At 67.4% G+C, this 11,630-nt stretch carries 10 protein-coding genes; 7 read left to right on the top strand and 3 right to left on the bottom strand.

Going from position 1 to position 11,630, the window contains the following annotated elements; genetic code table 11:
• Window positions 1–51: 51 nt before the first annotated feature.
• A complete protein-coding gene (locus AMK58_RS22720) occupies window positions 52–645 on the top strand; it encodes a class I SAM-dependent methyltransferase (protein WP_035679568.1) in 594 nt (197 codons plus the stop codon).
• A 5-nt stretch (window positions 646–650) separates the two neighbouring features.
• On the opposite strand, the gene AMK58_RS22715 is transcribed toward AMK58_RS22720, so the two are convergent.
• On the bottom strand, window positions 651–1,454 hold the full coding sequence (locus tag AMK58_RS22715; protein ID WP_035679569.1) for a cytochrome c oxidase assembly protein: 804 nt from the start codon (window positions 1,452–1,454) through the stop codon (window positions 651–653).
• Window positions 1,455–1,535: 81 nt separating this feature from the next.
• Window positions 1,536–2,330: an FCD domain-containing protein gene (locus AMK58_RS22710; RefSeq protein ID WP_104675431.1), complete on the bottom strand. Its 795-nt coding sequence runs from the start codon at window positions 2,328–2,330 to the stop codon at window positions 1,536–1,538.
• 386 nt (window positions 2,331–2,716) lie between these two features.
• On the opposite strand from AMK58_RS22710, the gene lldP reads away from it, so the two are divergent.
• The 6 genes from lldP to AMK58_RS22680 all read left to right on the top strand — a co-directional run bounded on the left by lldP (window position 2,717) and on the right by AMK58_RS22680 (window position 11,072).
• Window positions 2,717–4,405 carry an L-lactate permease gene (gene lldP / locus AMK58_RS22705; RefSeq protein WP_035679570.1) on the top strand — a complete coding sequence of 563 codons (1,689 nt, stop codon included), beginning with the start codon at window positions 2,717–2,719 and terminating at the stop codon, window positions 4,403–4,405.
• A 342-nt stretch (window positions 4,406–4,747) separates the two neighbouring features.
• The gene (locus tag AMK58_RS22700) at window positions 4,748–7,621 is read left to right on the top strand and encodes an FAD-binding and (Fe-S)-binding domain-containing protein (protein ID WP_035679571.1); all 2,874 of its coding nucleotides are present in this window, start codon (window positions 4,748–4,750) and stop codon (window positions 7,619–7,621) included.
• Between the two features lie 20 nt (window positions 7,622–7,641).
• Window positions 7,642–8,412: a (Fe-S)-binding protein gene (locus AMK58_RS22695; protein WP_104675430.1), complete on the top strand. Its 771-nt coding sequence runs from the start codon at window positions 7,642–7,644 to the stop codon at window positions 8,410–8,412.
• Window positions 8,405–9,829 (top strand): LutB/LldF family L-lactate oxidation iron-sulfur protein, encoded by a 1,425-nt coding sequence (locus AMK58_RS22690; RefSeq protein ID WP_035679573.1) that lies wholly within the window; start codon window positions 8,405–8,407, stop codon window positions 9,827–9,829. The genes AMK58_RS22695 and AMK58_RS22690 overlap by 8 nt, the downstream gene beginning before the upstream one ends.
• Entirely contained in the window at window positions 9,822–10,481 is a 660-nt protein-coding gene (locus tag AMK58_RS22685; protein WP_035679574.1) for a LutC/YkgG family protein, read from the top strand. The genes AMK58_RS22690 and AMK58_RS22685 overlap by 8 nt, the downstream gene beginning before the upstream one ends.
• A 144-nt stretch (window positions 10,482–10,625) precedes the next feature.
• Window positions 10,626–11,072: a group III truncated hemoglobin gene (locus AMK58_RS22680; RefSeq protein ID WP_035679576.1), complete on the top strand. Its 447-nt coding sequence runs from the start codon at window positions 10,626–10,628 to the stop codon at window positions 11,070–11,072.
• On the opposite strand, the gene AMK58_RS22675 is transcribed toward AMK58_RS22680, so the two are convergent.
• Window positions 11,073–11,567 carry a type 2 periplasmic-binding domain-containing protein gene (locus AMK58_RS22675; protein ID WP_236778341.1) on the bottom strand — a complete coding sequence of 165 codons (495 nt, stop codon included), beginning with the start codon at window positions 11,565–11,567 and terminating at the stop codon, window positions 11,073–11,075.
• Window positions 11,568–11,630: the final 63 nt, after the last annotated feature.

Raw genomic sequence — 11,630 nt, 5'->3', positions numbered from 1 at the left:
AGCAGGGGAACGGTCGCGCCGTCATCGGCGCATCATGCGGAGAGTCGGGGAATGAGCGGACGGAACGGATACGGTGAAAACGCGACAGCCCTCACGGAACAGTACGAGAGCGTGGCCTTCGCCGATGTGCATCGCGATGTGCTCCACCTCTTTCCCTCCCGGCCGAGCCACATCCTCGACATCGGCGCGGGCACCGGACGGGACGCGGCCGCCCTCTCGCGGCTTGGTCATGATGTGACCGCCGTCGAACCGACGGTGGAGCTGCGCAGCGCGGGGATGCGCATCCACGCCGCAACGCCGATCCGGTGGATCGACGACAGCCTGCCGGAACTGGCCATGGTGCGGAGCGACGGCAGACGCTACGACGTCATCCTGCTCACCGCCGTGTGGATGCACCTCGACGAAGCCCAGCGCGGCATCGCCATGCCGCACATCGCGTCTCTCCTGAACCCGAACGGCCGGATCGTCATGTCCTTGCGGCACGGCCCGGTGCCGGCCGGGCGGACGATGTACGACGTCTCAGCCGCCGAAACCATCGAACTTGCCGCGTCCGTCGGCCTGCGCTGCATCCATCGGAATGACCGGGAGGATATGCTCGGCCGCGGCGACGTGTCCTGGAGCTTCCTCGGCTTGGAGGCGCGCTGACCGCCTTACAACCGCTGCCGCTCGGCCACCATCAGCCAGCGCGCCAGGGCGTAGAGGTTGATCGCCACATAGACCGCCGCCCCGACTACCCCCATGATGAGTCCGCCGAGCTGCTGGTCGGCGAGCGCCGACAGACCCCAGGGCGCCGTCGTCTCCAGATGGTAGACGAACAGCGGCTGCGGAGCGAAGATCAGCAGCGCCGCCAGGATGGCGAGATGGACCGAGGTGCCGAAGGCCGACAGCAGCCCCCTCCCCCGCATCGCCGCATCATCCGGTGCCAGCACCGTCCGCCACGCGGCGACCGCGCCGACGAGCAGGCTGGCGTGCATGACCCACAGCACCGCGTCGAAGCGCAGCGCCGCCATGTAGGGTCCCGGCAGGTGCCACACCCAAAGGAACAAGCCGAACAGTCCCCAGGCGATCTCCGGAACGGCCAAAGGTGACGCCAGGACCCGCGTCCAGCGGGGCCAGCGCACCATTCCCATCGGCCAGGACAGAACCAGCAGGGGCGCCGCCACCTGGATGGTCAGGAGATGCTGGACCACCCGTGCCGAGAACAGGGCGGAGGTCAGGTTGCACAGAGGCGACACGAAGGCGGCGAACAGCACCAGCCACCCCGCGGCGAAGCACCAGGGCTGGTGCCGCGCCATCCCCGCTCCGTGCCGCCGTACCACCACCGCGTATCCCGCGGCGGTCAGGGCGAAGACGGACAGCAGGACCGGGTCGCCGTTCCAGGCGCTCCAGAACCCTTCCGGCACCGGTGGGGCGCCGCAATAGGGAATGATCGAGGGCAGCGTTTCGGTGAGCACGGCTGGACCTCCCTTGGTCTACAGCCGTGTAAAACCGAGAATGGCGCTCGTGTTCCCGAATGACGGACGACCGAGCGGGGCTCAGGCCCGCTCGGCGGTTTCGATCAGGTCGGTGCGCCCGATGCGGCGCAGGGAGGCCTCCAGCCGCGTGTCGTCCTCGCGGATTTCCCGCAGGGTGTGCAGCGTGAACATCACATGAGCCTCCGCCGCCGCATGGGCGGCCTCGGCGTCGCCGGCCAGCACCGCGTCGACGATGGCCAGATGCTGCTCCAGCAGCAGGTCGCGCACGCCGGGTCGGGTGTAGAGCCGGTCGCGGTTGTAGAACACGTCGTTGCGCAGCATCTCCGACAGCGCGCCCATGATATGCAGCATCACCGTGTTGTGCGCCGCCTCGTAGAAGGCGAGGTGAAGCTGAGCGTCCACGTCGGCCTCTTCCGACGGGTCGTCCTTCCCATGGGCGTCGCGCATGCGCTGCGCCAGGGCGCGGATCGCCTGACGGTCGAGGTCGGTCGCCCGCTGCGCGGCCAGCTTGGCCGCCGCCGCCTCGATGGAAGTGCGGAACTCCAAATAATGGAAGGGCGCGTCCGGATCGGATTGCAGCAGCGCCGCCAGCGGGGCGGCGATGGGCGCCAGGAACTGCGCAATGTGCGTGCCGTTGCGCCCGGAGACGAGCAGCCCGCGCTCCTCCAGCTTCTCCAGGGCGTCGCGCAGCGACGGGCGCGAGACATCCAGCTTCAGCGCCAGATCGCGTTCCGGCAGCAGCTTCTCCCCCGGACGCAGCACGCCTTCGCGGATCAGCGTCTCCAGATGGTCGGCGATGGCGTCCGCCAATTTGGCCGGCTTGATCATTCCCTTGCCCTGCCCCTTGCCCTGCATCCGCAGAAATCCCACCCGATCCCGAAGGTTAGATATCGCCACGGCTTTCGCGCGTCCAGCCCCACCGCACCCCATGGCACCATTTCCCGATCGCAGCGCTACCGAAGAGGTCAGGTGGTAATACCACGGGCAAGAAAAAGTCTCTTGCTGCGCCGCCGGTAAATTGAATTTTCCCTATTGCCAACCATTGCGACCCAATGTATCCGTTCAGAGCCTTTGGTCATATGTTTTGACCGGAGCCCAACCCAAGAAAAAACTGATCTCCACGGTCGAACGGCCGTGGAATGACAGGCGGCGCGCGTCCGGATAAGACGCGCGGATCCGGGCTCCATTCATGGTCGCAGGCCAAAGCGCAGAACCGAGAATCTGCGGCATAGGTAGGAAACATGCAGCCCTGGACACAAGTCTACGATCCCGCGGGTAACCTTTGGCTTTCGGCACTTGTGGCCGCGTTGCCGATCATTTTCTTCTTCATTGCGCTGACCGTTCTGCGCTTGAAGGGCCACATCGCGGGCACCATCACCGTCGCCATTTCGCTGGCCGTCGCCATCCTGTTCTACAAGATGCCGGTCAGCATGGCGCTGGCGTCCGCCGGATACGGCTTCCTCTACGGCCTGTGGCCCATCGCCTGGATCATCGTGGCCGCCGTGTTCCTCTACAAGATCACGGTCAAGACCGGCCAGTTCGAGGTCATCCGCTCGTCGGTGGTGTCGATCACCGAGGACCAGCGGCTTCAGATGCTGATGGTCGGCTTCTCCTTCGGCGCCTTTCTGGAAGGTGCTGCGGGCTTCGGCGCGCCGGTCGCCATTACCGCGGCGCTGCTGGTCGGGCTGGGCTTCAACCCGCTCTACGCCGCCGGCCTCTGCCTGATCGCCAACACCGCCCCGGTGGCCTTCGGCGCCATGGGCATTCCGATCATCGTCGCCGGTCAGGTCACCTCGCTCGACCCGTTCCGGATCGGCGCCATGGCCGGCCGCCAGCTTCCGCTGCTCTCCGTCTTCGTGCCCTTCTGGATCATCATGATCATGGACGGCTGGAAGGGCGTGCGCGAGACCTGGCCCGCCATCCTGGTCGCCGGCGGCACCTTCGCCGTCACCCAGTACTTCACCGCCAACTTCATCGGGCCGGAGCTGCCGGACATCACCTCCGCGCTGGTCAGCCTCGTCAGCATCACCGTCTTCCTGAAGTTCTGGAAGCCCAAGGCGATCTTCCGCTTCCCCAACTCGCCGCTGCCCGCCGGTCCGGTGCCGCAGTCGGTCGGCGCCATGGCGTCGAGCGAGTTCAACGCCCAGCGCGGCTACAGCGCCGGCGAGATCGCCAAGGCTTGGTCGCCCTTCCTGATCCTGACCGTGATCGTCACGATCTGGAGCCTGAAGCCCTTCAAGGCCCTGTTCGCCAAGGGCGGCGCGCTGGCCGACACGGTGCTGTACTTCCCGGTCGCCGGGCTGGACAAGCTGGTGCTGAAGGCCGCGCCGATCGTCGCCTCGCCCAAGCCCATCGAGGCCGTCTACAAGCTCGACCTGCTGTCGGCCACCGGCACGGCCATCCTGATCTCCGCGATCATCACGATGGTCATGCTGAAGATGCGCCCGGCCGACGGCGTGAAGACCTTCGTCGAGACGGTCAGCGAGCTGAAGCGCCCGATCTACTCGATCGGCATGGTCCTGGCCTTCGCCTTCATCGCCAACTACTCGGGCCTGTCCTCGACCCTGGCGCTGCTGCTGGCCGGCACGGGCTTCCTGTTCCCGTTCTTCTCGCCGATCCTCGGTTGGCTGGGCGTGTTCCTGACCGGCTCCGACACGTCGAGCAACGCGCTGTTCTGCGGCCTGCAGGCCACCACGGCGCAGCAGGTGGGCGTGTCCGACGTGCTGATGGTCGCGGCCAACACGACCGGCGGCGTCACCGGCAAGATGATCTCCCCGCAGTCGATCGCCGTGGCCTGCGCCGCGGTGGGTCTGGTCGGCCGCGAGTCCGAGCTGTTTCGCTTCACCGTGAAGCACAGCCTGTTCTTCGTCGCGATCATCGGCGTCATCACGATGATCCAGGCCTACATCCTGCCCTGGATGATCCCGTAAGCGTCGAAGGCCGAACCCCCTTCTCCTCCCCCCGGGGAGAAGGGGCGTCATCCACTGCCGAGCTTAATTCCCTACGGCGCCGCTCGGCCTTCCATCCGGTCGGGTGGCGCCGCTTTCTTTGTGCGCCGTATTTTTTTATGCATTGCAGCAGCGCTGCGTTTGGTCAATTCATTTTACCATTGCGGCCACCCAGCAAATCGATTATCCGACTTACTGACTGTGGCACACAACAAGCCGTCCGTCTGACGGGCGGAAACAACCATCGCCCCAGCACCCGCAACCCGGACCGGCGATCACGGAGGAGTCGTCGCGCGGTCCCAGATCCGGAGGCCCCGAGAACCGATGCTGCCCGCGCCCTATGACCGCCTGCACGCGGCCCTCCGGGAGTTCATGCCGGACGAACGCCTCGTCACCGACCCGCTGCGCACGCTGGCCTACGGAACCGACGGCAGCTTCTACCGCCTGATTCCGAAGATCGTCGCCATCGTCGAGGCCGAGGGCGAGGTGGTGCGGCTGCTCAACCTCTGCCGGGAGCTGAAGACCCCGGTGACCTTCCGCGCCGCCGGCACCAGCCTGTCGGGCCAAGCGGTCACCGATTCCGTCCTGGTCCTGCTGGGCGACAGCTGGCGCGGCTGCACCATCCCGCCGGGTGCGGCGGCGGTGACCCTCCAGCCCGGCGTCATCGGGGCGGAGGCGAACCGCAAGCTGGCTCCCTTCGGGCGCAAGATCGGTCCGGACCCCGCCTCCATCGCCACCGCCAAGATCGGCGGCATTGCGGCGAACAACGCCAGCGGCATGTGCTGCGGCACCGCCCAGAACAGCTACCGCACGCTGGCCTCCATGCGGCTCGTGCTGGCCGACGGCACACTGCTCGACACCGGCGACGCCGCCAGCCGCGGCGCCTTCGCGGTCAGCCACGGCGCCCTGCTGGCCGGCCTGTCCAATCTGGCCGCCCGCACCCGCGCCGACGAGAAACTGGCGGAGCGCATCCGCAACAAGTTCCGCATCAAGAACACCACCGGCTACAGCCTCAACGCCCTGGTCGACTTCGAGGACCCCGTCGAGATCCTCCAGCACCTGATGATCGGGTCGGAGGGCACGCTCGGCTTCCTGTCCGAGATCACCTACAACACGGTGCCGGAGCACGCCCACAAGGCGAACGCCCTGCTGATGTACCCGGACATCGGGGAGGCCTGCCGCGCCGTCGCGCTGATGAAGCCGACGCCGGTTTCGGCGGTGGAGCTGATGGACCGCGCCTCGCTGCGCTCGGTCGAAGGCAAACCGGGCATGCCGGACTTCATCGGCGGGCTGGGGCCGGACGCCTCCGCCCTGCTGGTGGAGATCCGGGGGGAGGACGCGGCGGCGCTGGACGCCAACATCACCGCGGTCAGCGCGGTGATCGCCCAGACCCAGACCCTGTTCCCGGCGACCTTCACCGCCGACGCCAAGCTGGGCGAAAGCTACTGGAAGATCCGCAAGGGCTTGTTCCCGGCAGTCGGCGCCATGCGCAAGGTCGGCACCACGGTCATCATCGAGGACGTGGCCTACCCGCTCGACCGGCTGGCCGAGGCGACGGTCGAGCTTCAGGCGATGTTCCTGAAATTTGGCTACACCGAGGCGATCATCTTCGGCCACGCGCTTGAAGGGAACCTGCACTTCGTCTTCACCCAGGCCTTCGACACCGACGAGGAGGTGGACCGCTACCGCCGCTTCATGGACGCGGTGTGCGATCAGGTGGTGCGCAAGTACGACGGCTCGCTGAAGGCGGAGCACGGCACGGGCCGCAACATGGCCCCCTTCGTGGAGATGGAGTGGGGTCCGCAGGCCTACGGCCTGATGAAGGAGATCAAGGCGCTGCTCGACCCGCAGGGCCTGCTGAACCCCGGCGTCATTCTAAACGACGACCCAGAGGCGCATCTCAAGAATCTGAAGGCGATGCCGCCCGCCCACGCGCTGGTGGACACCTGCATCGAGTGCGGCTTCTGCGAGCCGACCTGCCCATCACACAAGATGACGCTCTCCCCCCGCCAGCGCATCGTCGGCTGGCGCGAGATTTCGCGCCTTGAGGCGACCGGCGCCGACGCGACGCGGCTCGGCGCTTTGCACGAGGCCTATGATTACCAGGGCATCGACACCTGCGCGGCCTGCGGTCTCTGTTCCACCGCTTGCCCGGTGGGAATCGAGACGGGGCTGCTCATCAAGGCGATCCGCGGCGACCGTCGCGGGGCGGTGGCCCAGGGCTTCGGCAACTACGTCGCCGGCCACACCGCCGGGGCCTTGTCGATCGCCCGCACCGGCCTGAAGCTGGCCGATCTGGCAAAGCGGACGCTGGGCGACGATACGGCGAACGGGCTGTTCGAGAAGCTGCGCACCGTCACCGGCCAGCGACTGCCGCATCTGCCGCGCGCCCTGCCCACGCCGACCAACTTCACGCCGCTGCCCCAGGCCAAGGCGCCCGCCGACGCGCCGGCCGTCGTCTATGTGCCGAGCTGCACCAGCCGCAGCATGGGGCCCGCCGCCAGCGACCCGGAGAAGACCCCGCTGCCGGTGAAGGTGGAGGCGCTGTTCCGGAAGGCCGGATACCGCGTCGCCTATCCGGAGCAGCTGTCCTCCCTGTGCTGCGGCATGCCGCTGGAGAGCAAGGGCCTCGCCGCCCAGGCCGACGCCAAGGCGGAGGAGATGGTCCGCGCCATCTGGGCGGCCAGCGCCGACGGCACGGCTCCGGTGGTGCTCGACACCAGCCCCTGCTCTTTCCGGCTGAAGAAGCATCTGAAGGATGCCGGACTCCAGGTCCTGGATCTGGTGGAGTTCATCCACGACCATCTGCTGGACCGGCTGAATTTCACCAGGCAGACGGAGCCGGTGGTTCTGCACCTGACCTGCTCCACCCGCCGCATGGGGTTGGATGCCAAGATGAAGGCGGTGGCCGCCGCCTGCGCCACCCAGGTGGTGGTGCCGGAGGATGTCGGCTGCTGCGGCTTCGCCGGCGACAAGGGCTTCACCACGCCGGAGCTGAACGCCCACGCCCTGCGCCACCTGTCCAAGGACATCCCCGCCGGGGCCAAGGCCGGCTATTCGAACAGCCGGACCTGCGAAATCGGCCTGTCCGACCACTCCGGCTTGCCGTACCGTTCCATCGTCTATCTGGTCGATGCCTGCTCGACGCCGAAGGCTTCCGCCACGGCCTCCGCACGCGCGTCGGAACCCGCGTTCTGAGGCGGGAGGGAGGAAAAATCATGACCCACGACGGCACCATAAGCCGGCCCGAGATCGAACGGCCTGAAAGCGTCTACTTCTTCGGCACCTGTCTGGTCGACCTCTTCTACCCCGAAGCCGGCATGGCCGGCATGGAGCTGCTGAAGCGGCAGGGCGTCCGCGTCGTCTTCCCGCAGGGGCAGAGCTGCTGCGGCCAGCCCGCCTACAACTCCGGCTATCGTGAGGAGGCGCTGAAGGTCGCCCGCGCGCAGCTCGACTATTTCCCTGGCGACTGGCCCATCGTCGTGCCATCGGGATCCTGCGCTGGCATGATGAGCAAGCACTGGCCCGACCTGTTCAAGGGTGAGCCGGACGAGGCCCGTGCCCGTCAGGTGGCGTCCCGCGTATGGGAGTTGACCCAGTTCCTCGTCCAGGTCCTCAAGGTGAAGTTCGAGGACCAGGGACCGCCGGTGAAGATCACGTGGCACGCCTCCTGCCACGCCCAGCGCGAAATGGGCGTGACCGACGAGCCGAAGGCCCTGCTGCGCCAGCTCGCCAACGTCGAGCTGGTCGAGTTGCAGCGGGAGAAGGAATGCTGCGGCTTTGGCGGCACCTTCGCCGTGCGCCATCCTGAGATCTCCGCGGCGATGGTGGGCGACAAAGTGGCGGACATCGAGAACACCGGGGCCAAGGCCGTGGTGTCCGGCGACTGCGGCTGCCTGATGAACATCTCCGGTGCGCTGGAAGGCGGCAAGAAGCCGGTCCGCGGCGTCCACATCGCCCAGTTCCTGAAGGAGCGCACCCATGGGTGAGACCAGCATCAACTTCGCCAAGGCCTCCAGCGCGGCGCTCCAGGACCAGCAGCTCCGCGGCAACTTCCGCCGGGCCATGGACGGGCTGATGTCCAAGCGCGCGGTGCAGTTCGCCGACACCGCCGAGTGGAACGGGGTGCGGACGCTCGGCGCCTCGGTCCGCCTGCGCGCCCTGTCCAAGCTGCCGGAACTGCTGGAGAAGCTGGAAGCCAACTGCACGAAGAACGGCATCCAGGTCCATTGGGCCTCCACCATCGACGAGGCCAACGCCATCGTCCTGTCCATCATGCAGCGCGTGAACGCCAAGCTGGTGGTCAAGGGCAAGTCGATGGTGTCGGAGGAGATGCACCTCAACGCCTTCCTGGAAAAGCACGGCATCGAGAGCCTGGAAAGCGACCTTGGCGAATACATCGTCCAGCTTGATGAGGCGATGCCCTCGCACATCATCATGCCGGCGATCCACATGAACACCAAGCAGATCGCCCATCTGTTCAAGCAGAAGATCAAAGAGGCGGAATACACCGAGGACGTGGCCCAGCTCACTGACCTCGCCCGCCGCGTCCTGCGCAAGAAGTTCGCGACCGCCGATGTTGGCATCTCCGGCGTCAACATGGCGGTGGCGGAGACGGGCACGCTCTGCCTGGTGGAGAACGAGGGCAACGGGCGCATGAGCACCACGGTGCCGCCCGTCCACATCGCCGTCATGGGCCTGGAAAAGGTCGTGGAGAAGCTGGAGGACGTGCCGCCGGTCATCAGCCTGCTGACCCGCTCCGCCACCGCCCAGCCGATCACCACCTACGTCAACATGATCTCCAGCCCCCGCAAGGAGGGCGAGAAGGACGGCCCGAACGAGATCCATCTGGTGATCCTCGACAACGGGCGGTCGGGCATCTACGCCGACGAGGAGCTGCGCAACACGCTGCGCTGCATCCGCTGCGGCGCCTGCATGAACCATTGCCCGGTCTACACCAAGGTCGGCGGCCACGCCTATCAGGCGCCCTACCCCGGCCCCATCGGCTCGATCCTGATGCCCCAGGTGGAAGGGCTGGAGAAGCGGGGCGAGCTGCCGCACGCCTGCACCATGTGCAACGCCTGCGTCGAGATCTGCCCGGTCAAGATTCCCATCGTCGAGATCATGGGCCGCCTGCGGTCGGAGGCCGTGCACCCCGGCGACGCGGTGCGGGGCGCCGGCTCGCACGCCAGCAAGGCGGAGGCGATGGTGTGGAAGGGCTGGTCAATGACCTACGCCTCGCCGCTCGCCTACCAGTTCGCCACGGCGCTGCTGGCCAAGCTGGGCAACGCCGCGCCGACCAGTCTGCCGCTGCTGAAGGAATGGACGAACGTGCGGGCCAAGCCGCGCTTCGCCAACCGCACGCTCCACGCCCTCGCCCGCGAGAAGGGGATTCCCGATGTCTGAGTCCAGAAACGCGATCCTGGGCAAGCTGCGCGCCGGGCGCGACGCCCATCCTCTGACCCCGCCGGAGTCCGACTTCGCCGTCCTGCGCAACAAGCGCTGGGACGGCGCCGAACGGCTGGAGCGCATCAAGCGCATGATGGAGGCCGTCCACACGGAGTTCCTGGAGACGACCGAGGCCGACTGGCCCGCCGACGTCCAGGCCTTCCTCAAGGCGCAGGGCACCCGTAACCTGCTGTTCGGCCCGGCGACCGAGGCCGGGGGGCGCCTGTCGGCCGAATGGGCGGAAGGCGGTCCGGAGCTGATCCCCTACGCTGACCGGGTCGAGACCTTCAAGGAGCGGCTGTTCGACGGCATCGACGCCGGCATCACCACGACGTTGGGCGCCATCGCCGACACCGGCAGCCTGATCGTCTGGCCGACGCCGGAGGAGCCGCGGCTGATGTCGCTGGTGCCGCACATGCACTTGGCGCTGCTGCGCGCCGACGCGCTGTACGACACCTTCTGGCAGGCGATGACCGAGAACCGCTGGGCCGACGGCATGCCGACCAACGCCTTGCTGATCTCCGGCCCGTCGAAGACGGCGGACATCGAGCAGACGCTGGCCTACGGCGTCCACGGGCCGAAGCGGCTGGTGGTGGTTATCATCCGGTAAGGGTGCGGAGAGCGCGTTTGACGTTCATAACCCTCTCCCCTCCGGGGAGAGGGAATTTACAGCCCCGCACGGGTGGCGGTGTGCCGCCGGGACGGGTATAGTGCGGGGTCTTGTTCGCCTCATGTTTTTCAGGACCCCACCGCCTTGGACCAGACCTCCGCTCCCACCCCCCAGTCCGCCACCATCGCCGAACGCGTGGCCAAGACCGGCATCGACGAGGCGATGATCGACGCCCTCGTCCGCACCTTCTACGGCAAGATCCGCGACGACGCCCTGCTCGGCCCGGTGTTCGGTGCGGCGATCACCGACTGGGAGCCGCATCTCCAGAAGATGATCGATTTCTGGTCATCGGTCGCCCTGCTGACCCACCGCTACGACGGGCGTCCCCTCCCCGCCCATGTCCGTTTCGACATCGGGCCGGCGCATTTCGAGCGCTGGCTGGAGTTGTTCCGCGAGACGACGGCCGAGGTCTGCACACCCGAGGCCGCCGCCTTCTTCGAGGACCGCGCGGCCAACATCGGGCGCAGCATCCAGATGGGGGTAGATTTCTTCCGCAAGCAGGCCGCCGCCGACGTTGGCGTTGCCCGCTGATCAGGCCCCGCGCACCGGCTTGCCCTTCACGCCCCAGCTGTCCGTGAAATCGCGCACGCCGGGGATGGTCATCATGTGGGCGTCCTTGACGTAGACGAACTGCTTGGGGCCAAGCTCGTACTCCGTCATGGTGATGCCCTTGGCCCGGCAGCGCTTTTGTTCCTCGGCCCCGATGCGGCGGTCGGAGACCACCATGTCGGGATGCTCCAGCCCAACCCCGGCGCAGAAGCTGCGGAAACCGCTGTTGGTGCCCTCGGCGACGAGGCGCGGCTGGGTGTCGGGCGTGCTGTTGAAGCGGCTGGCCGCGGTGCCGACCGCCCCCCGCATGGACGGGCTGCCGACGATCCAGATCCCACGCTCCTCGGGCGGCGGCTTCGGCACGGTCGGGGGCGGCAGGGTGGCCGTCTGCTGCGGCGATTGGAAGCCGGGGAACTGGCACCCGGCGAGCGCCGCCGCGACGGCGACTATGGCAAGGCCTTTCGACAGGGATGGCACTCTGTTGTCTCCTCCATAACCCTCGCACGGTGCGGCGCCATCGGCGCCGCTGGTGGTAGCAAC

The sequence above is a fragment of the Azospirillum brasilense genome (genome assembly GCF_001315015.1).
Lineage (GTDB): Bacteria > Pseudomonadota > Alphaproteobacteria > Azospirillales > Azospirillaceae > Azospirillum > Azospirillum brasilense.
The sequence above is the reverse complement of the archived record's forward strand: the minus strand, read 5'-3'. Positions and strand labels throughout refer to the sequence as shown.